Raw genomic sequence first — 19,477 nt, 5'->3', positions numbered from 1 at the left:
CGTTCAGGTAGCCTCAGCATATCCGATGTCACTTCGAAAGGAATCAATCATGGGAATCCTAGACTCCGTTCTCAACAGCGCCCTGTCTTCCATCGCCGGCGGCAACGGTAACGGCCAAAGCCAAGCGCTGCAATTGATTGCGCAGCTGATCGAGCAAAACGGCGGTGTCGGCAACCTACTGCAACAGCTGCAACAAGGCGGCCTGGGCGATATTTTACAAAGCTGGATCGGCCAAGGCGGCAACCAGTCGGTGAGCGCCGATCAGCTCGAGTCCGCACTGGGCGGCGGTTTGCAGCAAGCCGCCCAACAAGTGGGCTTAGACGGTCACCAGGCCGGCGACTTGTTGTCGCAATACCTGCCCCAAATCATCGACAGCCTCACGCCAAACGGCACCGCTGCCGATGCCGACGGTTTCGGCTTAGACGATGTCGCCCGTATCTTGCTGCAAAATTTCATGAAATAAACCGCTTATCCGAACCAAGCGGCAACATGTCTCGGGCTACCTGAAAATGTTGTGCCGCAACCTTTTCAGGTAGCCTGGACCACATTCTTTTTCTATCATCTCCCAGATCATGAACACCGCCTCCGCACCCATTTCGCCCAGCCTCAAAGCCACCGTTCTTTCCGAAGCCCTGCCTTATATCCGCCGCTTTGCCGGCGCCACCGTCGTCATCAAATACGGCGGCAACGCCATGACCGAACCGCATTTGAAAGATGGTTTCGCCAAGGACGTGATTTTGCTCAAATTGGTGGGGATCAATCCGGTGGTCGTACACGGCGGCGGCCCGCAAATCAACGAAATGCTGCAAAAAGTCGGCAAAGAAGGCGTTTTCGTACAGGGCATGCGCGTTACCGACAGCGAAACCATGGACATCGTCGAAATGGTGCTCGGCGGCCATGTCAACAAAGAAATCGTCTCCCTGCTCAACCAAAACGGCGGCAAAGCCGTCGGCATCAGCGGTCGCGACAGCCATTGCATCCGCGCCAAAAAGCTGTTCATCAACACCCCCGAGCGCAACGGCGTCGATATCGGCCAGGTAGGCGTGGTGGAAAGCATCGACGTTTCCCTGATCCGCGGCCTGATCGAGCACGACTACATTCCCGTTATCGCGCCTATCGGCGTCGGCCGCCACGGCGAAGCCTTCAATATCAATGCCGATTTGGTGGCCGGCAAGCTGGCCGAGGAACTGAAAGCGGAAAAACTGGTGATGATGACCAACATCAGCGGCGTGCTGGATAAGGCCGGCAATCTGCTGACCAATCTGACGCCGGAGCGCATTGACGAACTGGTGGCCGACGGCACCCTGTACGGTGGTATGCTGCCGAAAATCAGTTCCGCCATCGAAGCCGCCACCCACGGCGTCAATGCCGTCCACATCATCGACGGCCGCGTGTTGAATGCCCTACTGCTGGAAATTTTCACCGATGAGGGCATCGGCTCGATGATTCTCGGCAAAAAAGCGGCGGCGGCATAAATCCCTCCTCCGCCACGGCCACTACCGAGCGGACTACCTGAAAAGCCGGCCCGTCTCTTGATTTATTTTTGAACAATATTATTGGAACGCCCCATGTCCTGCGAACATCTTGTCATGTCCTATAGCACCTTCAGCAAAGAACAAAACAATGCTTTGCTGGAGCCGATGTTTCTCGGTCAGCCGGTGAACGTGGCGCGTTATGATCAACAAAAATACGAAATTTTCGAAAAGCTGATCGAAAAACAACTCTCGTTTTTCTGGCGGCCGGAGGAAATCGACGTTTCGCGCGACCGCATCGACTATCAAAACTTGCCCGAGCACGAAAAGCATATTTTCATCAGCAATCTGAAATATCAAACGCTGTTGGATTCGATTCAGGGGCGCAGCCCGAATGTGGCGCTGCTGCCCTTGGTGTCGATTCCCGAGCTGGAAACCTGGATTGAAACCTGGAGTTTTAGCGAAACCATCCATTCGCGCAGTTACACCCACATCATCCGCAATATCGTCAACGATCCTTCGGTGGTGTTCGACGATATTGTGCAAAACCAATACATCATCGCCCGCGCCGAAGACATTGCCTGTTATTACGATGATTTGATCGAATACAGCCAGTATTACAATCTGTTGGGCGAAGGGCGGCACCAGGTGGGCGACAAAGCCGTTACCGTCAGCAAACGCGAGCTGAAGAAAAAGCTGTATCTGTGCCTGATGTGCGTGAACGTGCTGGAGGCGATCCGTTTTTATGTGTCGTTTGCCTGTTCGTTTGCCTTTGCCGAACGCGAACTGATGGAAGGCAATGCCAAAATCATCAAGCTGATTGCCCGAGACGAGGCGCTGCACCTCACCGGCACCCAGCATATGTTAAATCTGATGAAGAGCGGCGCGGACGACGCGGAAATGGCGGAGATTGCCGCGGAGCTGGAAGGCGAATGCTTCGAACTGTTCAAAAAAGCCGCCGCCCAAGAGAAAGAGTGGGCCGAGTATCTGTTTAAAGACGGCTCCATGATCGGCCTGAATAAAGAAATCCTCAGCCAGTATGTGGAATACATCACCAATTTGCGTATGCAGGCGGTGGGCCTGAAGCCCGCTTTTGAGGGGGCCAACCAAAATCCGATTCCGTGGATCAATGCTTGGCTGTCGTCCGATAATGTTCAGGTGGCCCCGCAGGAAGTGGAAATCAGCTCTTATCTGATTGGCCAGATCGATGCCGAAGTTAATGCCGAGGATTTAGGCGATTTCGAACTGTAAACCGCTCGGACGGCAAAAGAGGCTACCTGAAAGGCAAAGGTGTTTCAGGTAGCCTGTTCGTTTTAAATAGGCGTATCAAAATTACCGCCACCACTCGCTGCGTTTTACAACGCTTTTTGTTGTTCTGAAGTCTGTTTTGTTATGCCATTGATTACCACACACAGCACCGCTTTTTACCTGCAGGAAGGAGAAACCCTGCTGGAGGCTTTGGAGCGTACCGGCCATGAAGTCGAATACCAGTGCCGCAGCGGCTATTGCGGCTCGTGCCGGCTTAAGCTCTTGTCCGGCAGCGTGGGATATCGGGAATTGCCGTTGGCTTTTTTAGCGCCGAGCGAAATTTTGCCGTGTTGCTGCGTAGTCACAGAAGACATTAAGTTGGATTGCACCGCTCGGCAAAATGAACCAGACTTGTTCGAGCAGGATTTGTTCGCGGAAGGCAAAGCGGATTAGAGCAACTTAGACTAAAAACGTTATATAATAGGTTTTTTCTGGCAGCCGGAGCATGAGATGCGCGCCTATTCGCAAGACCTGCGAGATCGAGTACTGGGAGCGCTGGAGCGCGGAGAGCGCCCCAGCGCCATTGCCCGTCGTTATGAAGTCAGCCGCATGTGGGTATATCGGGTGCGTGATCGCTTCGAAAAAGAAGGCGAGCGCAGCAGCAGGCAGCAAGGCGGCAAGCGCATCTCCCGGCTGGCGCCAGTAGAGGGCATGATCCGCGACTGGATCAAGGCCGATCCCGATCTGACCTTGGTGCAAATGTGCGAGCGTTTGGGCGAGCATGGCATCAGCATCAAACCCTCGGCCTTGTGGCACCAGCTCAACAAATGGCGGCTGAGCTTCAAAAAAAACGCTGCACGCCAGCGAGCAGGAGCGTGAAGACGTGCAGCAGGCACGGGCGAGCTGGATACAGCAGCAGGCCCGGCTCGATGCCAGGCGCCTGGTATTTCTGGACGAGACCTGGAGCAGCACCTGCATGACGCCGCTGCGCGGGCGCGCCCCGCGCGGTCAACGCTGCGTGGCCAGCGCCCCGCATGGGCACTGGAAGACCAGCACCTTCATTGCCGCCTTGCGCTGTGATGCACTGACGGCCCCCATGGTGACCGATGGCCCCATCAATGGCGCCGTGTTTCTGGCGTGGGTCAAAACCTTTCGGTGCCCGACACTTCGCCCTGGCGACATCGTCATTGCCGACAACCTCTCCAGCCACAAAGTGGCGGGCGTGCGAGAAGCCATCGAAGGCGTGGGCGCCAGCATTCGCTATCTGCCGCCGTACTCGCCGGATTTGAACCCCATCGAGAAGCTGTTTGCCAAGTTCAAGGCGCTGCTGCGCAGGGCGGGCGAGCGCACGGTGGGTGCGCTGTGGCAGCGCATGGGGCAGCTGGTTGATTTGTTCTCGGCTCAAGAGTGTGCCAATTACTTCAAATCAGCTGGGTATGTAATGAATTAAATCGAAATTGCTCTAAAGGCATCAACCGAAGGGGATTCCATAGCATACGGTGCGGCCGACATCATCATGCGGCCGCACCGTTTACTGTTTCAGGTAGATTGAAAATAACCTTGCAGCTTAAATCTTACATGCTCCGCCCACGCAGCCATCGTCCTGCAAATCGACCTGAGTATCATCAGCGCCGTCGCGGGTGTTGTGGTAATAGAGGGTTTTGAGGCCAAATTTGTAGGCGGTGAGCAGGTCTTTGAGCATCTGCTTCATCGGCACTTTGTGGCCTTCGAATTTGGCCGGATCGTAAGAGGTGTTGGCCGAAATCGCCTGATCAACAAACTTCTGCATAATGCCCACCAGTTTCAGGTAACCTTCATTATTCGGCATCTGCCACAGGGTTTCGTATTGGTCTTTCAAACGCTCAAATTCGGGCACCACCTGTTTCAAAATGCCGTCTTTGGAGGCTTTGACCGACACCAGGCCGCGCGGCGGCTCGATGCCGTTGGTGGCGTTGGCGATTTGCGAGCTGGTTTCGCTGGGCATCAGCGCGGTGAGGGTGGAGTTGCGCAGGCCGTGTTGCAGGATATCGGCGCGCAGGCCTTCCCAATCTAAGTGCAAAGGCTCGCTGCAAATGCCGTCGAGGTCTTTTTTGTAGGTGTCGATGGGCAGTTTGCCTTGGGCATAGGTGGTTTCGTGAAACAGCGGACAGGGGCCGAATTCTTTGGCCAGATTCACCGAGGCTTTGAGCAGATAATATTGAATTGCCTCAAAGGTGCGGTGGGTCAGGCCCAAGGCGGCCGGGTCGCTGTAACGGGTACCGTTTTTGGCCAGATAATAGGCAAAGTTGATCACGCCCACGCCCAAGGTGCGGCGGTTCATGGTGGCAATTTGCGCCGCCTTGATCGGGTAGTCTTGGTAATCGAGCAAGGCGTCCAGCGCGCGCACGGCCAAATCGGCCAGGCCTTCCAATTCGTCCAGGCTTTCCAGCGAACCCAGGTTAAACGCCGACAGCGTACACAGGGCGATTTCGCCGTTTTCATCGTTGATGTCGTTCAGCGGTTTGGTGGGCAGGGCGATTTCCAGGCATAAATTGGATTGGCGCACGGGAGCGACGCGCGGGTCGAACGGGCTGTGGGTGTTGCAGTGATCCACGTTTTGAATGTAGATGCGGCCGGTACCGGCGCGCTCCTGCATCAACAAGGAGAATAAATCGGTGGCGGGCAGTACGCGCTTGCGGATGGCCGGGTCTTGCTCGTATTGGGTATAGAGACGCTCGAATTCGTCCTGATCGGCAAAAAAGGCATCGTAGAGGCCGGGCACTTCATGCGGCGAAAACAGGGCGATGTCGCCGCCTTTGATCAGGCGGGTGTAGAGCAGGCGGTTGATTTGCACGCCGTAGTCGAGATGGCGCACGCGGTTGTCTTCCACACCGCGGTTGTTTTTCAGCACCAACAGGCTTTCCACTTCAATGTGCCAAAGCGGGTAAAACAGAGTGGCCGCGCCGCCGCGTACCCCACCTTGCGAACAAGACTTGACCGCAGCTTGGAACATTTTGAAAAACGGAATACAACCGGTGTGTTGCGCTTCTCCGCCGCGGATTTCGCTGCCCAAGCCACGGATGCGGCCGGCATTGATGCCGATGCCGGCGCGTTGGGAAACGTATTTCACAATCGCGCTAGTGGTGGCGTTAATGGAATCGAGGCTGTCGTCGCACTCAATCAGCACGCAGCTGGAAAACTGGCGCGTCGGCGTGCGCACGCCGGACATAATCGGCGTGGGCAGGGAAATTTTAAAGGTGGAAACGGCATCGTAAAAGCGTTTCACATAATCCAGACGGGTGGCTTGCGGATATTTGGCAAACAAACACATGGCCACCAAAATATACAGAAACTGCGGCGTTTCGTAGATTTGGCGGGTCACCCGGTTTTGTACCAGATACTTTCCTTCCAGCTGCTTGACCGCGCCGTAAGAGAAGGTCATGTCGCGTTCGTGGTCGATATAGCCGTTGATTTCCTCAAACTCTTCGCGGCTGTAATCGGCCAAAATATGGCGGTCGTATTTACCGGCTTCGGTCAGCTTGAGCACATGGTCGTACAGATGCGGCGGATCGAACTCCCCGTAGGCGATTTTTCGCAGGTGGAATACGGCCAAGCGGGCGGCCAGATATTGGTAATCCGGGGTTTCCGGAGAAATCAAATCGGCGGCCGCCTTGATGATGGTTTCGTGGATGTCTTCCGTGCGGATGCCGTTGTAAAACTGGATATGGGATTTCATCTCCACTTGCGATACCGACACAAGATTCAATCCTTTGGCGGCCCAAGTAATGACGCGATGGATTTTATCTAAATTAATGTCTTCCAAACGGCCGTCACGTTTGGTTACTTTCATATTGGCGGTATCGTTCATGGCACGGCTTCCCTGTGAATTTTTGCAAAGAAACACACTGGTCAAAGTGTGCTGGTAAGTTAAGTAGACGGGCGCAATAGTACGAAAATTTGCCGGCCGGCGAAAGACTTGTCAAAGCCGATATTTTCATAACCAAATGTTTATCTTAAAGATAAACTTTCCCTGTCAAATGACAGGGAAAGTTTGAGGCTACCTGAACTCTTTCATCGCCATTTTCAGGTAGTAAAACATCGACCACAGCGTTAAGACGGAGGCAATCAACATCAAGGCATTGCCCAACCAAATAAAGTTCCAGCCCCGTGCCGGCCAGCTTTCCAGCAGCAGCAGCGTAATGGCCGCCATTTGGGCGGCGGTTTTGAATTTGCCGATGGTGGCCACAGCCACGCTGCTGCGTTTACCCAACTGCGCCATCCATTCGCGCAAGGCGGAAATGGTGATTTCGCGGCCGATGATGATCATGGCGTAGATGGCCCAAGTACGCTCCAGCTTCACCAGCAAAATCAGCGCCACCGCCACCATCAGCTTGTCCGCTACCGGATCGAGAAACGCACCGAAATCGGAAGTCTGTTGCCAACGGCGCGCCAAAAAGCCGTCAAACCAGTCGGTGACGGCAGCCAGCACGAAGATAAAGGCCGCACTCCAATTGACGAACTGCATATCGCCGCGCCATGCAGCCGGCAGATAAAACAGCGCCGTAAACAGCGGGATCATCAAAATCCGCGACCAGGTAAGCAGAATGGGGATATTCCAAGACATAATGTTTTCCGATGGCGCAAGCCGGACGCCTGTCTGCCACAATACTCAAAATCAATCTTTTGCCGAACGCGGCCAAACCGCCGCCCAAACCGTTTTCAGGTAGCCTTCAACCGTGCAAGGCCGCATAAATTTTTTCGGCCAAAGCCCTGCTGATGCCCTCGGTTTGTGCCAAGTCGTCCACACTCGCGGCCTGGATGCCGCGCAAACCGCCGAAGCGGGTGAGCAGGCTTCGGCGGCGCTTGGGGCCGATGCCGGGAATCTCTGCCAGCGTTGATGTGGTGCGCGCTTTGCCGCGTTTGCGGCGGTGGCCGCTGACGGCAAAGCGGTGTGACTCGTCGCGCACGGTTTGCAATAGATGCAAGGCCGGATGATGCGGCGGCAGCTGCATCACGGCATCCAGATGCGGAATGATCAGCTCTTCCAAGCCGGCTTTGCGCTCCGGCCCTTTGGCAATGCCCACAATCGGCAGGGCAATGCCCAATTCGCGCCACACCTGCTGCGCCATCGCCACCTGCCCTTTGCCACCATCAATGAGCACCAAATCGGGCCAGCGGCCGTCTTCTTCGTTGCCGGCGGCCAGTTTGCCGTAACGGCGGGTCAGCACCTCGCGCATGGCAGCATAATCGTCGCCCGCCTTGGCGGTGGCGATATTGTAGCGGCGGTATTGGTCGGGGCGCATGTCCTGTTGTTCATACACCACGCAGGAAGCCACCGTGGCTTCACCTTGGGTGTGACTGATGTCAAAACATTCGATGCGGTTCAAATCTTCTGCCGCCATACCCAACAGTTCGGCCAGCGCGGCCACGCGTTGCGCCTGGTTTTGGTTTTGCTGCACATGCTGGCGGATGGCAAGCAAAGCATTTTGTTCGGCCATTTTCAGCCAGACTTTGCGCTCGCCCACGGTTTTCGACACAAACTGAATCTGCCGCCCCTGCTCTTCGTTTAAAGCAGCCTGCAGGCTTTCAGGTAGCCTGAAGTTGCTGATTATCACATCGGGTTTGTCTTTGCCCAAATAATGTTGGGCGGCAAAGGCTTCGCCGTAGGAGGCCGGGTCTTCTGCAATGTGGTGGCGCGTATCGGGAAAAAAACTTTTGTCGCCCACCCGCCGGCCGCCGCGGATGCTGACCCAATGAATGCACACGCTGCCCTGCTCCGCCGCCAAAGCCAAGATGTCGATGTTGCGCGGATTATGCGGATTTTTGCTGTCGATAAACTGCTGGCTCTGCACCGTGCCCAAGGCTTGGATTTGGTCGCGGTAACGGGCGGCCTGCTCGAAATCGAGCGCGGCAGCGGCCTGCTGCATTTTTGCCGTGAATGTCTGCAACAATTGGTCGGTGCGCCCGTTGAGAAAAGTGACTGCCTCGGCCACGCTTTCCCGGTAGGCCTCGCGCGAAATGTGGCCCACACAGGGGCCGGAGCAGCGTTTGATTTGGTACAGCAGGCAGGCCCGGTCGCGGTGCTCAAACACGCTGTCTTCACAAGTACGCAGCAGAAACACTTTCTGCAAAATCTGTATGCTGTCGCGCACCGCATAGCCGTTGGGATACGGGCCGAAATACTGGTTGGGCTTTTTCAGGCTGCCGCGGTAATACGCCATTTGCGGAAATTCATGCCCGCTGAGCATCAAGTATGGATAACTTTTGTCGTCACGAAACAGGATATTGTATTTGGGCGACAAGGCCTTGATGAAGTTGTTTTCCAGAATCAGCGCTTCGGTTTCCGAGCGGGTGGCGCTCACCTCGATTGAAGCCACTTGGCGCACCATCAGGGCGATGCGCGGCGAGAGATCGTTTTTCTGGAAGTAGCTGCCCACGCGCCGCTTCAGATTCACCGCTTTGCCAACATACAAAACCTGCCCGTCTTTATCGAGAAAACGATAAACGCCGGGCAGGTTGGGTAGGTTTTTCAGGTAGCCGGCCACATCGAAAGCCGGCTGCTCCTCACACGTGCTTTGTGCCGTATCCAAGCCGCAACCGATCACTTGCAGTAAGCGTTGACATTGTTTTGATATTGCTGAACCAATTGGTCGCGGTTTTCCACGCGGGCGGTTTGGGCGTATTGCAGATTGAGTTTCGCCACATTGCAGTTACTGGCTTGGGTGGCTTCGTTCTGCTCGCGCACTTTGCGGTTTTCCTCTTCCAGCTTTCTGGCTTCTTCTTCGGCCACGCGGTTGGCCGCCGCGCGCAAATCGGCCGCGGAGATTTCACCCTGACCGCCCTGGATCTGCGGCAGCTGGTTTTGCTGCTGGCTGGGGGGCGCGGCAGCGGGGCGGCTGGTCTGCGTGCGGACATTCACGATGTTGCTGCTTTGCGGACGCAGATTGCGCGGCACATCGGAATAAGTATTGACACCGCGTTCGCTGCGCCAGTTATACACATCTTCCGCCATCAGATGGCCGGAGCCGAGCAGCAAGGCCGCACACAAAACCGAAAGCGATATTTTTTTATTCATATTCTTCATGTCTGTTTTCCCACTGGATCCGGTTGATAAACGGTTGCCATTCTACTGCAATTGCCGCGTCCCTGTCATGCCTGCGCACGGTTTATCGGTCTCGGCGTTTACTCGAAGCAGACAATTTTGCTACAATGCCGCCGCATCATTGACCCCCTGCAAGAAGGTTTGATTATGCGCATCGTCGAAAAAGCTTATACCTTTGATGACGTATTGCTGGTTCCGGCACACTCACAAGTTCTCCCCAAAGACGTTAGTCTCAAAACCCCGCTTACCCGCGGCATCTCTCTCAATCTCCCCTTGGTGTCCGCTGCCATGGACACCGTTACCGAAGCCCGCTTGGCCATCTCCATGGCGCAGGAAGGCGGCATCGGCATCATCCACAAAAACATGAGCATCGAACGCCAGGCGCTGGCCGTGTCCAAAGTCAAACGCCACGAAAGCGGCGTGGTGAAAGACCCGGTAACCATTGCCCCCGATATGCGGATCGGCGACCTGCTGCATATGCGTGCACAACGCAAACGCAAAATGTCCGGCCTACCGGTGGTGGAAAACGGCAAAGTGGTCGGCTTGGTCACCAACCGCGACCTGCGTTTCGAAACCCGCTTGGATTTGCCGGTTTCCGCCATCATGACCCCGCGTGCCGATTTGGTCACCGTTTGCGAAGGCACCAGCATCGAAGACGCCCGTGAGCTGATGCACCGCCACAAAGTCGAGCGCGTTTTGGTGTTGAACGCCCAAGACGAACTCAAAGGCTTGATCACAGTAAAAGACATTGTCAAAACCACCGAATTCCCCAATGCTAACAAAGACAGCGACGGCCGTTTGCGCGTCGGCGCCGCAGTGGGCGTGGGTAAAGAAACCGACGAGCGCGTTGCCGCCTTGGTGGCGGCCGGTGTGGACGTGATTGTGGTGGACACCGCACACGGCCACAGCCAAGGCGTGCTGGATCGCGTGCGCTGGGTGAAGCAGCATTTCCCGCAGGTACAGGTCATCGGCGGCAACATCGCCACCGCGCAAGCCGCCCGCGATCTGGTGGCTGCCGGTGCCGACGCCGTTAAAGTGGGCATCGGCCCGGGCTCCATCTGCACCACCCGCATCGTAGCCGGCGTGGGCGTGCCCCAGCTGACCGCCATCCACAATGTTGCCGCAGCCTTGGAAGGCACCGGCGTGCCGCTGATTGCCGACGGCGGCATCCGTTTTTCCGGCGACGTGGCCAAGGCCCTGGCGGCCGGCGCCTCCACCGTGATGCTCGGCGGCATGTTTGCCGGCACCGACGAAGCGCCCGGCGAAATCGAACTCTACCAAGGCCGCTCCTACAAATCCTACCGTGGCATGGGTTCACTCGGCGCCATGAGCCAAGGCTCGAGCGACCGCTACTTCCAAGACAAGCAGGACAGCGCCGACAAATATGTGCCCGAAGGTATTGAAGGCCGCGTGCCCTACAAAGGCCCGATTGTGCAGATTATCCACCAGCTGGTGGGCGGCCTGCGCTCCAGCATGGGCTATCTCGGCTGCGCCAGCATTGCCGATATGCACGCCAAAGCCGAATTTGTGGAAATCACCTCCGCCGGCATGAGCGAATCCCACGTTCACGACGTGCAAATCACCAAAGAAGCGCCGAATTACCACCGCTGATTCACTGCTGTTTATCGGCGCCTCATAAACAAAGGCTGAGACCTTTGCAAAACCCTCAGATGTGGATGCAGTTCAAGGCGTAGCAGCGCAGCGAACGCAGACATATCACATAGATAGGCAAGTGAGCGAGCAGCGCACAACGCAGAAATGCGCCGCAGATGGGGGGTTTGCAAAGGTCTCAGGCTACCTGAAAGGAAATATTCCTTTCAGGTAGCCTTTAATCTTGGCCGACATCGTTTTCCCAATTGGCCTACCTGATCAAAACCAGCACTCTTAAAGTCAAAATTCCCACCCTAGATAACGCCTACTTAGGCGCGGCACAAGTGCCCTCCACCTGGCAGGGGTGGCAACTTGCACGTTCGTGATAGCTGGCGATCAGCTTGATGAGTGCTGTTTCCGTATCAACTATCCATTTAGGATCGGGGATTTGGGCCACAAAGAAGTTCACAGTGCATTCAGCGGGAAAATACACCGCCCGCTCTTCCCCGCCGTTGGTATAGCCGTAAAAACGCCACAATTCTCCGTGTACACCGTTGCGGGCGGTCACGGTGCGTAGCCTCTCGGCCCGTATCTGGGCGCCGGCGGCGGCATACATGTCCAACACGCCGCTGACCTGATTTTTAATGGCCTCTTCAGGTGAAGTACCAGCCGCCCGAGTGACCGCGCGGGTATAGAGCAGCACGCCGGATAAATCACCCTCGGAAACCGGCAGAAAAACCATGCCCACACCATACCGAGCGAGAAGGCGGTTATCCATGCGCCAACCCTCCGGCGCTTCAAAGCCGTAATAATGATCGGAGCCGTAAACATAACCGACCGTCAAGGGCGAAGCCGCAAGTACGTTACTGATCAGTAAAACGAATAAAGTAAACAGACGCAACTTCATACACCCCTCCTCTCATCCTAAAAATAAAGCAGCCGAGCGGTTCAGGTAGCCTGATCTGAAGCTTGGTATCGATAATAACCGGCTGCCAAGCCTGCAAACACTCCGATTCAGCGTTCAGCGGCGGATGCGAACCCTATGCCCCGACGGCTTGACTTCAGCCATCGGCACCGGCGACAGCTGCCACTCGGCCAACAGCTGATTCAAGCGATTGAGCTTGCTTTTGCGCACCGGCTTACCGAGCATCACCGGCGCATTCAAAGCAAAACGGCGGCGGGCAAACAGAAAATTCACGCACTCCTGCACCAGCATCCGGCCGTCGGCAAAACGGATTTCCGTGGCGCTGGTCAGCAAGCCGCTGCCTTTTGCGTAGCTGCCGTCCGGTTTCAGGCGGTAGCGGTTTTTCTTCGCCCAAACCTGAAATTCCGGGCTGTGCTCGGCATCGGACGGTACATCGATGGCCAAAACCGGATAATCGCGCGCGGCACGGTCCGACATGACCCACATCATGACAAAACCGATCACCGTGCCAATCACCGCGCCAAAGCCCATACCGATTAAAAAAGAATTCATGATGATGCTTTCCATTACCGCGGCGTTAAAGCCGCTTTTTTTTAACCATTAGGCCGGCAACAGGGCTTCAATGTCGGCCGCCAACTCTTCCGGTGATACGCTCGGCGCGAAACGGGCCACCACTTCACCTTCCCGGTTTACCAGAAACTTGGTGAAGTTCCACTTGATGTCGCTGCCTTCGCGCTTTTCGCCCAGAGAGGCCAAACGGATCAGCAAATCCTTGAAGCCGGCGTTGCCGCGGTCTTCCGGCTGCTGCTGTTTCAGGTAGCCGTATAAGGGGTGCTCATTAGGGCCGTTGACATCGATTTTTTCGAAAATCGGGAATCGGACACCGAAACGGGTTTCACAGATTTGGGCGATTTCGCCGCTGTCTTCGGGCGCCTGATTGCGGAACTGGTTGCAGGGAAAATCCAAAATCTCCAAGCCTCGGCTGTGGTATTGCTCGTGCAGCTGCTGTAAAGCGGCGTACTGCGGCGTTAGGCCGCAGCGGGTGGCGGTGTTCACGATCAGCAAAACCTGACCGCGGTAACGGCTCAAATCCACCGGTTGTCCTTGCACATCGGTTACAGTGAAATCATAAACAGAGGTCATCACACGGCTCCTAAAAAAACGGTAAAACTGCATTATGAGCAACAAAAATGCCGCCGGCAACAAGGTTGCGGCGGCATTCAGCACAAAACGGCAATTATTTACGCAGGCCCAAGCGGGTAATCACGCTGCGGTAAGTGTCGGCGTCGGTGCGGCGCAGGTAGGCCAGCAGACGGCGGCGGGCGCTCACCATTTTCAACAAGCCGCGGCGGCTGTGATGGTCTTTGGGGTTGGCTTTGAAGTGGGGGGTCAGGTCGTTGATGCGGAAAGTCAACAACGCGATCTGCACTTCAGAAGAACCGGTATCGCCTTCTTTGCGTTGGAAATCTTTAACGATTTGTGCTTTTTGTTCTACGGACAATGCCATGATGAAAACTCCGAAAAATCTGCCTTACGGCGGGACAAGTTGGCTGAGCGCAAACCCTTACCAACTCCAATAGTTTCCTGTTTACTCAAAAACAAGAGGGCGGATTATGCCACGGATGCAAACAAAAGGCTACCTGAAAAGCCGTCCCGCCTGCCTGAAACACACGTACTGTAGTCTATCGTACACAATCTTCAGGCAGCGGCCATACGCTGGCGCATCTGTTCAAACAGGCAAACCGTGGCGGCCATCGCCACATTCAGCGATTCGGTGGCGCCGAGCATGGGAATGTGTACCAAACCGTCGGCCGCCTCCTGCATGGCCGGGCCGACGCCGCTGCCTTCGTTGCCGAACAGCCAAGCCGTCGGAGCGCTCAAGCGGCAATCATATAAAGAGATGCTGTCCGTATGCAGGGCGGTGGCCAGCAAAGGCACACGGCAATGTTGCCGCCAAGCCGGCAAATCGACGCCGCTGTGCAACTGCAACAGAAAATGGGCGCCCATGCCGGCGCGCAACACTTTCGGCGACCAGATATCGGCGCAGCCTTTGTCCAATACCACCTGTTTAACGCCCGCCGCTGCCGCGCTGCGCAAAATGGTGCCGATATTGCCTGGGTCCTGTATCCGTTCCAACACCACACAATCCGCCCCGCCGTCGAAAGTCTGAACGGGCGGCAAGGCAATCAGGGCGGTGATTTCCTCGGCGTCGGTGAGGCTGGTGATTTTCTGCAAGGCTTCGCCGCCCACCTGCACCACGTCGTTTGCCGCCAAACGAGCAAGCAGGGCCGAGGTTTCGGGCTGGCTGAAACGGTGTGCTGGCACATAAACCTTCAGCGGGCGGATGCCGCTGTCCAGACAGGCAGACAACAAATGCACGCCCTCAAGCACAGCCTGCCCGTGCTGGCGGCGGGCGCGGCCGCTTTGCAGCAGCTTGGCCAAGTGTTTTAAGGCGGGGTTTTGGGCGGAAGAAAGCGTATTCATGGCGGCGGATAATAACAGTCACGGCAGCTTTCAGGTAGCCTGCCGATTGAGGCTACCTGAAGCCGGGGGACATGTTAAAATGCGCGCCGGTTTTGTTTTGGAATCTTGAATCACGGTATGAGCACTGCTGCCGACCTCGAAGCGCTGTTGCCGCAAACCCAATGCCGCCAATGCGGTTTTGACGGTTGCGCACCCTACGCCGAAGCCATGGCCGCAGGCGAAGCGGGCATCCACCTGTGCCCGCCCGGCGGCGAAACCGTAATGCGCGAACTGGCCGCCCTGCTCGACCTCCCGCCGCGTCCGCTCGAACAGGCAGACAAAGCCGCCACGCCCAAAGTGCTGGCTTATATTGACGAAGCCGCCTGCATCGGCTGCACCGCCTGCATCAAAGCCTGCCCGGTGGACGCCATCATGGGGGCGTCTAAGCAGATGCACACCGTATTGGCCGACGAATGTACCGGCTGCGAGCTGTGCCTGCCGCCCTGCCCGGTGGACTGCATCGAGCTGCATCCGGTGCCGGATGCCTTCCTGCCCCGCGCCCGACCGGAACGCCGAGCCGCCGCCGCCCATGCCAAAACCCGCTACCAACGCCGTCAAACCCGTCTGCAACGGCTGGCCGACGAACGCAGCGCCTATCTGGCCGAACGGGCAGCCGCCCACCGTGCCAAACAAACGGCCAATACCGAGCCGGCGGCGAATGGCGCCATCGATCCCGCCGCCCTGATCGCCCAAGCCATGGCCCGTGCCCAAGCCCTGCAAAACCAACGCAGCGTACCCAGTAACCGCGAAGCTTTTCGCGAACGCGAAATCGCCGATGCACAAGACAAAGCCGCCTTCCGTCGTGCCCAGCGAGATGTGCGTTACGGCGACGAAGCGCAAAAAGCCGCCGCCATCCGCTATCTGAAGGAGCGCAAAGCGGCCGAGGAACAAGAAACGCAATCGGCCGGCAAAGCCGGCTGAACAGGCTACCTGAAAGCCTGCTTCCCCCATTCCCATTCCACCCACCACAAAGGCCTGCCGACCATGCACACCGCCCTTTCCCATATCCCGCTCAACGGATTCACCATCGCCAACGACCGCCCCTTCGTGCTGTTCGGCGGCATGAATGTATTGGAAAGCCGCGAACTGGCCATGGAAATCGCCGCCGCTTATGTGGAAATCTGCGGCAAACTCGGCATCCCCTACGTCTTCAAAGCCAGCTTCGACAAAGCCAACCGCTCCAGCCTGCATTCCTTCCGCGGCCCCGGACTGGCCACAGGCATGCAGTGGCTGGCCGACATCAAAGAACGTTACGGCGTGCCGGTGATTACCGATGTGCATGAGCCCGAACAAGCCGCGCCGGCCGCCCAAGTGGCCGACATCATCCAGCTGCCGGCCTTCCTCAGCCGCCAAACCGATTTGGTGGCGGCCATGGCCAAAACCGGCGCCATTCTGAACATCAAAAAAGCCCAATTCCTTGCGCCGCACGAAATGCGCCACATCATCCACAAATGCTTGGAAGCCGGCAACAACCGCATCATTCTCTGCGAACGCGGTTCGGCATTCGGCTACAACAATCTGGTGGTGGACATGCTCGGTTTCGACATCATGAAACAAATGAACGTGCCGGTCTTTTTCGATGTCACCCACAGCCTGCAACAACCCGGCGCCCGCAGTGATTCCGCCGGCGGTCGGCGCGAACAAATCGTGACGCTGGCCCGTGCCGGCATGGCGGTCGGCCTGGCCGGCCTGTTTCTTGAAGCCCATCCCGAGCCGGAACAAGCCAAATGCGACGGCCCCTGCGCCCTGCGCCTGAACTGCTTGGAACCCTTCCTCGCCCAATTGAAACAGCTGGACGATTTGGTCAAAGGCTTCGCGCCGCTCGACACCCATTAAGCCTCTGCCGAAGCTGCCCGCCGCCCGAATTTATGGTAAAGTCCGCCCTTTGCCCACCCGCCGCAACGGCGCATTGATTGAGAAAAACACCATGCAGTCTTGGCAGTTACCCGAACACATTGCCGACATCCTGCCCACCACGGCCCGCCAGCTGGAAAGCGCCAAAGAAGCATTGTTGGCGCTTTTCCGCGTGCACGGCTACGAATTGGTCAGCCCGCCGCTCACCGAATACAGCCATTCCCTGCTGGCCGATGCCGACCCCGGTTTATCGCTGAAAACCATCCGCGTGGTCGATCAGCTCAGCGGCCGCCAACTCGGCCTGCGCGCCGACATCACCCCCCAGGTTGCCCGCATCGACGCCCACCTGCTGTCAGCCAACAACGGCATCAACCGCCTGTGTTATGCCGGCACCGTACTGCATGCCCGCCCCGACGGCGCATTAAGCACACGCGAGCCGCTGCAGATCGGTGCCGAACTTTACGGCTGCGACGAGGTGGCCGCCGACATCGAATTGATCGATTTGATGTTAAAAAGCCTGCACACCGTACACGTGGGCAAGCCGCTGCTGGCCTTGGGCCACATCGGCGTCTTTTATGCCTTGGCCCACGCCGCCGAATTGCCCGCCGCCGATGCCGAGGAGCTGCTGGCGCTGATGCAGGACAAAGACACCGCCTCCATCCGCCGCTGGCTGGCCGGCCGCGAACTGCCCGCCGAATACGCCGCCGCCCTGCAGCTGCTGCCCGAACTCTACGGCGGCCGCGAAGTGCTGGACGCCATGAGCCTCCTGCCGGCTCTGCCGAAAATCGAAAAAGCCCGTGCCACCCTGGAGGCCGTGTGTGCAGCTTTCCCGCAAGCAGACATCCACATCGACTTATCCGAACTGCGGGTCGATTCCTATCACACCGGCCTGCTGTTCGCCGCCTACCACGCCGACTGGCCGGACGCCGTGGCCCGCGGCGGCCGCTACAACGGCTTGGGCAAACATTTCGGCCGCGCCCGTCCGGCCACCGGCTTCAGCTTCGATTTGCGCGACGTGGCCGCCTGTCTGCCGCCGGCCCAAAATATGCACCGCATTGCGGTGGCGCAGGCCGATGCGGCGGCCGCCCGCGACACCATCGAACGCCTGCGCCGCGAAGGCGAATGCGTGGTGGTGGATTTCGGCGGCGGCGTCGGCGCCTGCGACCGACGCTTGGTCTGCATCGACGGCGTATGGCAGGTGGTGGCCGCAGATTAAGGGTTTTCAGGTAGCCTGCTCATCAGGCTACCTGAAAACAGCATCCGCGATTTCAAAAATATCGATTCTTTTTATTTCCAATATTCTTTAACAGGGTAAGCATCATGGCAAAAAACGTAGTCGTCATTGGCGCACAATGGGGCGATGAAGGCAAAGGCAAAATTGTGGACTGGCTCGCCGAGCAAACCGGCGGCGTGGTCCGTTTCCAAGGCGGCCACAACGCCGGCCACACTTTGGTGGTAAACGGCAAAAAAACCGTTCTGCGCCTGATTCCCAGCGGCATTTTGCACGAAACGCTGGATTGCTTCATCGGCTCCGGCGTGGTGGTTTCCCCCGAAGCGCTGTTGGGTGAAATCGACGAATTGAACGCCGCCGGCGTGAAAAACGTGGAAGGCCGCCTGAAAATCGCTCCCACCTGTCCGATGATTCTGCCCTACCACATCGCGCTCGACCAAGCCCGCGAAGCCTCGCGCGGCAGCGGTAAAATCGGCACCACCGGCCGCGGCATCGGCCCGGCTTACGAAGACAAAGTGGCCCGCCGTTCCATCCGCATCGGCGACTTGGCCGACATCGACCGCATCAGCGACAAACTCAAAGCCAATATCGACCTTTACAATGTGCAGCTGCAACACCTGCACGGCGCCGATCCGGTACGCTTCGACGACGTGATGGCGAAAATCCGCAGCTTCAAAGACCGCATCCTGCCCATGGTGGCCGACGTGTCGCGCACCCTGTATGAAAAAGGCCAGCGCGGCGAGCGCCTGCTGTTTGAAGGCGCCCAAGGCACCCTGCTCGACATCGACTACGGCACTTATCCGTTTGTCACCTCTTCCAACTGCCTGGCCGGCGCCGCCTCAGCCGGTGCCGGCGTGCCGCCGCAAATGCTGGATTATGTGCTCGGCATCGTCAAAGCCTACACCACCCGCGTCGGCTCCGGCCCCTTCCCCACCGAATTGTTCGACGATATCGGCGCCGGCCTGGCCCAGCGCGGCAACGAATTCGGTTCGGTAACCGGCCGCGCCCGCCGTTGCGGCTGGTTTGACGCCGCCGCCCTGAAACGCGCCATCCAAATCAACGGCATCAGCGGCATGTGCATCACCAAACTCGACGTGATGGACGGCATCGAAGAAATCAAAATCGGCGTGGGCTACACCTTGGCCGACGGCAGCACCACCGACATCCTGCCCTTCGGCAGCGAAGCGGTGGCAGGCTGCACACCGATTTACGAAACCCTGCCCGGCTGGAGCGAATCCACCGTCGGCATCAAATCGTTCGACGCCCTGCCGGAAAACGCCAAAGCCTACCTGAAACGCATCGAAGAAGTATGCGGCGCCCCGATTGCGATCGTTTCCACCGGCCCCGACCGCGCCGAAACCATTCTGCTGCAACACCCCTTCAACTAATATTTGCATCATCCCGCAGCAAAGCATCAGGCTACCTGAAACGGTTTTTCAGGTAGCCTGATGCTTTGCAAAACCAGACCGAGACTTTTGCAAAAACTGCATTTGCGGCGCATTTCTGCATTTTGTTTATGCCCTGAAGATACTGTCACATTGGGGACAAAAGAT

General features: G+C 57.4%; 20 protein-coding genes. 10 read left to right on the top strand and 10 right to left on the bottom strand.

Annotated features, from left to right (window positions below; translation table 11 throughout):
* Positions 1–49 precede the first annotated feature (49 nt).
* The 5 genes from H3L94_RS05455 (at position 50) to H3L94_RS12990 (ending at position 4,170) form a co-directional block, all read left to right on the top strand.
* Entirely contained in the window at positions 50–463 is a 414-nt protein-coding gene (locus tag H3L94_RS05455; protein WP_009118095.1) for a YidB family protein, read from the top strand.
* Between the two features lie 109 nt (positions 464–572).
* Positions 573–1,475 carry an acetylglutamate kinase gene (gene argB, locus H3L94_RS05450; protein ID WP_182122992.1) on the top strand — a complete coding sequence of 301 codons (903 nt, stop codon included), beginning with the start codon at positions 573–575 and terminating at the stop codon, positions 1,473–1,475.
* A gap of 114 nt (positions 1,476–1,589) precedes the next feature.
* Entirely contained in the window at positions 1,590–2,723 is a 1,134-nt protein-coding gene (gene nrdB / locus H3L94_RS05445; RefSeq protein ID WP_182122991.1) for a class Ia ribonucleoside-diphosphate reductase subunit beta, read from the top strand.
* A gap of 141 nt (positions 2,724–2,864) precedes the next feature.
* Positions 2,865–3,173: a class I ribonucleotide reductase maintenance protein YfaE gene (gene yfaE / locus H3L94_RS05440; RefSeq protein ID WP_182122990.1), complete on the top strand. Its 309-nt coding sequence runs from the start codon at positions 2,865–2,867 to the stop codon at positions 3,171–3,173.
* 57 nt (positions 3,174–3,230) lie between these two features.
* Positions 3,231–4,170, top strand: a protein-coding gene (locus H3L94_RS12990; RefSeq protein ID WP_182121299.1) for an IS630 family transposase whose coding sequence is annotated in 2 segments (ribosomal slippage) — positions 3,231–3,563 and positions 3,565–4,170 — 939 coding nt in all. Because the reading frame shifts where the segments join, the coding sequence is not laid out codon by codon here.
* A gap of 117 nt (positions 4,171–4,287) precedes the next feature.
* Here H3L94_RS12990 and nrdA read toward each other — a convergent pair.
* The 4 genes from nrdA to H3L94_RS05415 form a co-directional block, all read right to left on the bottom strand.
* Positions 4,288–6,567, bottom strand: a complete 2,280-nt coding sequence (nrdA, locus tag H3L94_RS05430; protein ID WP_182122989.1) for a class 1a ribonucleoside-diphosphate reductase subunit alpha — start codon at positions 6,565–6,567, stop codon at positions 4,288–4,290.
* Positions 6,568–6,756: 189 nt separating this feature from the next.
* Complete coding sequence (pgsA, locus tag H3L94_RS05425) at positions 6,757–7,323, bottom strand: CDP-diacylglycerol--glycerol-3-phosphate 3-phosphatidyltransferase (protein ID WP_182122988.1); 567 nt, start codon at positions 7,321–7,323, stop codon at positions 6,757–6,759.
* A gap of 106 nt (positions 7,324–7,429) precedes the next feature.
* A complete protein-coding gene (gene uvrC, locus H3L94_RS05420) occupies positions 7,430–9,289 on the bottom strand; it encodes an excinuclease ABC subunit UvrC (RefSeq protein WP_244958847.1) in 1,860 nt (619 codons plus the stop codon).
* A gap of 11 nt (positions 9,290–9,300) precedes the next feature.
* Positions 9,301–9,774 carry a DUF4124 domain-containing protein gene (locus H3L94_RS05415; protein WP_244958846.1) on the bottom strand — a complete coding sequence of 158 codons (474 nt, stop codon included), beginning with the start codon at positions 9,772–9,774 and terminating at the stop codon, positions 9,301–9,303.
* A gap of 174 nt (positions 9,775–9,948) precedes the next feature.
* On the opposite strand from H3L94_RS05415, the gene guaB reads away from it, so the two are divergent.
* Positions 9,949–11,412: an IMP dehydrogenase gene (gene guaB, locus H3L94_RS05410; protein WP_009118105.1), complete on the top strand. Its 1,464-nt coding sequence runs from the start codon at positions 9,949–9,951 to the stop codon at positions 11,410–11,412.
* Positions 11,413–11,423: 11 nt separating this feature from the next.
* Here guaB and H3L94_RS12415 read toward each other — a convergent pair whose 3' ends face one another.
* The 6 genes from H3L94_RS12415 to H3L94_RS05385 form a co-directional block, all read right to left on the bottom strand.
* Positions 11,424–11,594 carry a lipoprotein signal peptidase gene (locus H3L94_RS12415; RefSeq protein ID WP_244958875.1) on the bottom strand — a complete coding sequence of 57 codons (171 nt, stop codon included), beginning with the start codon at positions 11,592–11,594 and terminating at the stop codon, positions 11,424–11,426.
* Positions 11,595–11,716: 122 nt separating this feature from the next.
* Positions 11,717–12,298, bottom strand: a complete 582-nt coding sequence (locus H3L94_RS05405; protein ID WP_182122985.1) for a hypothetical protein — start codon at positions 12,296–12,298, stop codon at positions 11,717–11,719.
* Positions 12,299–12,412: 114 nt separating this feature from the next.
* Positions 12,413–12,868, bottom strand: coding sequence for a hypothetical protein (locus H3L94_RS05400; protein ID WP_244958845.1), 456 nt, complete (start codon positions 12,866–12,868; stop codon positions 12,413–12,415).
* Between the two features lie 48 nt (positions 12,869–12,916).
* On the bottom strand, positions 12,917–13,459 hold the full coding sequence (locus H3L94_RS05395; RefSeq protein WP_182122984.1) for a glutathione peroxidase: 543 nt from the start codon (positions 13,457–13,459) through the stop codon (positions 12,917–12,919).
* Between the two features lie 94 nt (positions 13,460–13,553).
* Positions 13,554–13,823 carry a 30S ribosomal protein S15 gene (gene rpsO / locus H3L94_RS05390; protein WP_040659903.1) on the bottom strand — a complete coding sequence of 90 codons (270 nt, stop codon included), beginning with the start codon at positions 13,821–13,823 and terminating at the stop codon, positions 13,554–13,556.
* Between the two features lie 191 nt (positions 13,824–14,014).
* The gene (locus H3L94_RS05385; protein ID WP_182122983.1) at positions 14,015–14,800 is read right to left on the bottom strand and encodes a TrmH family RNA methyltransferase; all 786 of its coding nucleotides are present in this window, start codon (positions 14,798–14,800) and stop codon (positions 14,015–14,017) included.
* 117 nt (positions 14,801–14,917) lie between these two features.
* Here H3L94_RS05385 and H3L94_RS05380 point away from each other — a divergent pair, with 117 nt between their 5' ends.
* The 4 genes from H3L94_RS05380 (at position 14,918) to H3L94_RS05365 (ending at position 19,312) form a co-directional block, all read left to right on the top strand.
* Entirely contained in the window at positions 14,918–15,760 is an 843-nt protein-coding gene (locus tag H3L94_RS05380; RefSeq protein WP_009117939.1) for an RnfABCDGE type electron transport complex subunit B, read from the top strand.
* A gap of 63 nt (positions 15,761–15,823) precedes the next feature.
* Positions 15,824–16,675, top strand: coding sequence for a 3-deoxy-8-phosphooctulonate synthase (gene kdsA, locus H3L94_RS05375; protein ID WP_182122982.1), 852 nt, complete (start codon positions 15,824–15,826; stop codon positions 16,673–16,675).
* A 91-nt stretch (positions 16,676–16,766) separates the two neighbouring features.
* On the top strand, positions 16,767–17,909 hold the full coding sequence (locus H3L94_RS05370) for an ATP phosphoribosyltransferase regulatory subunit (RefSeq protein WP_182123110.1): 1,143 nt from the start codon (positions 16,767–16,769) through the stop codon (positions 17,907–17,909).
* A gap of 104 nt (positions 17,910–18,013) precedes the next feature.
* Positions 18,014–19,312: an adenylosuccinate synthase gene (locus tag H3L94_RS05365; RefSeq protein ID WP_182122981.1), complete on the top strand. Its 1,299-nt coding sequence runs from the start codon at positions 18,014–18,016 to the stop codon at positions 19,310–19,312.
* The last annotated feature ends 165 nt before the right edge of the window (positions 19,313–19,477 follow it).

It is taken from the genome of Neisseria shayeganii (assembly GCF_014054965.1).
Lineage (GTDB): Bacteria > Pseudomonadota > Gammaproteobacteria > Burkholderiales > Neisseriaceae > Eikenella > Eikenella shayeganii.
The sequence above is the reverse complement of the archived record's forward strand: the minus strand, read 5'-3'. Positions and strand labels throughout refer to the sequence as shown.

What these genes read in the sequence shown, in the direction of transcription:
- H3L94_RS05455 (WP_009118095.1), top strand. Translation starts at nt 50, where the DNA reads ATGGGAATCCTAGACTCCGTTCTCAACAGCGCCCTGTCTTCCATCGCC.
- argB (WP_182122992.1), top strand. Translation starts at nt 573, where the DNA reads ATGAACACCGCCTCCGCACCCATTTCGCCCAGCCTCAAAGCCACCGTT.
- nrdB (WP_182122991.1), top strand. Translation starts at nt 1,590, where the DNA reads ATGTCCTATAGCACCTTCAGCAAAGAACAAAACAATGCTTTGCTGGAG.
- yfaE (WP_182122990.1), top strand. Translation starts at nt 2,865, where the DNA reads ATGCCATTGATTACCACACACAGCACCGCTTTTTACCTGCAGGAAGGA.
- nrdA (WP_182122989.1), bottom strand. Translation starts at nt 6,567, where the DNA reads ATGAACGATACCGCCAATATGAAAGTAACCAAACGTGACGGCCGTTTG.
- pgsA (WP_182122988.1), bottom strand. Translation starts at nt 7,323, where the DNA reads ATGTCTTGGAATATCCCCATTCTGCTTACCTGGTCGCGGATTTTGATG.
- H3L94_RS05415 (WP_244958846.1), bottom strand. Translation starts at nt 9,774, where the DNA reads ATGAATAAAAAAATATCGCTTTCGGTTTTGTGTGCGGCCTTGCTGCTC.
- guaB (WP_009118105.1), top strand. Translation starts at nt 9,949, where the DNA reads ATGCGCATCGTCGAAAAAGCTTATACCTTTGATGACGTATTGCTGGTT.
- H3L94_RS05405 (WP_182122985.1), bottom strand. Translation starts at nt 12,298, where the DNA reads ATGAAGTTGCGTCTGTTTACTTTATTCGTTTTACTGATCAGTAACGTA.
- H3L94_RS05400 (WP_244958845.1), bottom strand. Translation starts at nt 12,868, where the DNA reads ATGAATTCTTTTTTAATCGGTATGGGCTTTGGCGCGGTGATTGGCACG.
- H3L94_RS05395 (WP_182122984.1), bottom strand. Translation starts at nt 13,459, where the DNA reads ATGACCTCTGTTTATGATTTCACTGTAACCGATGTGCAAGGACAACCG.
- rpsO (WP_040659903.1), bottom strand. Translation starts at nt 13,823, where the DNA reads ATGGCATTGTCCGTAGAACAAAAAGCACAAATCGTTAAAGATTTCCAA.
- H3L94_RS05385 (WP_182122983.1), bottom strand. Translation starts at nt 14,800, where the DNA reads ATGAATACGCTTTCTTCCGCCCAAAACCCCGCCTTAAAACACTTGGCC.
- H3L94_RS05380 (WP_009117939.1), top strand. Translation starts at nt 14,918, where the DNA reads ATGAGCACTGCTGCCGACCTCGAAGCGCTGTTGCCGCAAACCCAATGC.
- kdsA (WP_182122982.1), top strand. Translation starts at nt 15,824, where the DNA reads ATGCACACCGCCCTTTCCCATATCCCGCTCAACGGATTCACCATCGCC.
- H3L94_RS05370 (WP_182123110.1), top strand. Translation starts at nt 16,767, where the DNA reads ATGCAGTCTTGGCAGTTACCCGAACACATTGCCGACATCCTGCCCACC.
- H3L94_RS05365 (WP_182122981.1), top strand. Translation starts at nt 18,014, where the DNA reads ATGGCAAAAAACGTAGTCGTCATTGGCGCACAATGGGGCGATGAAGGC.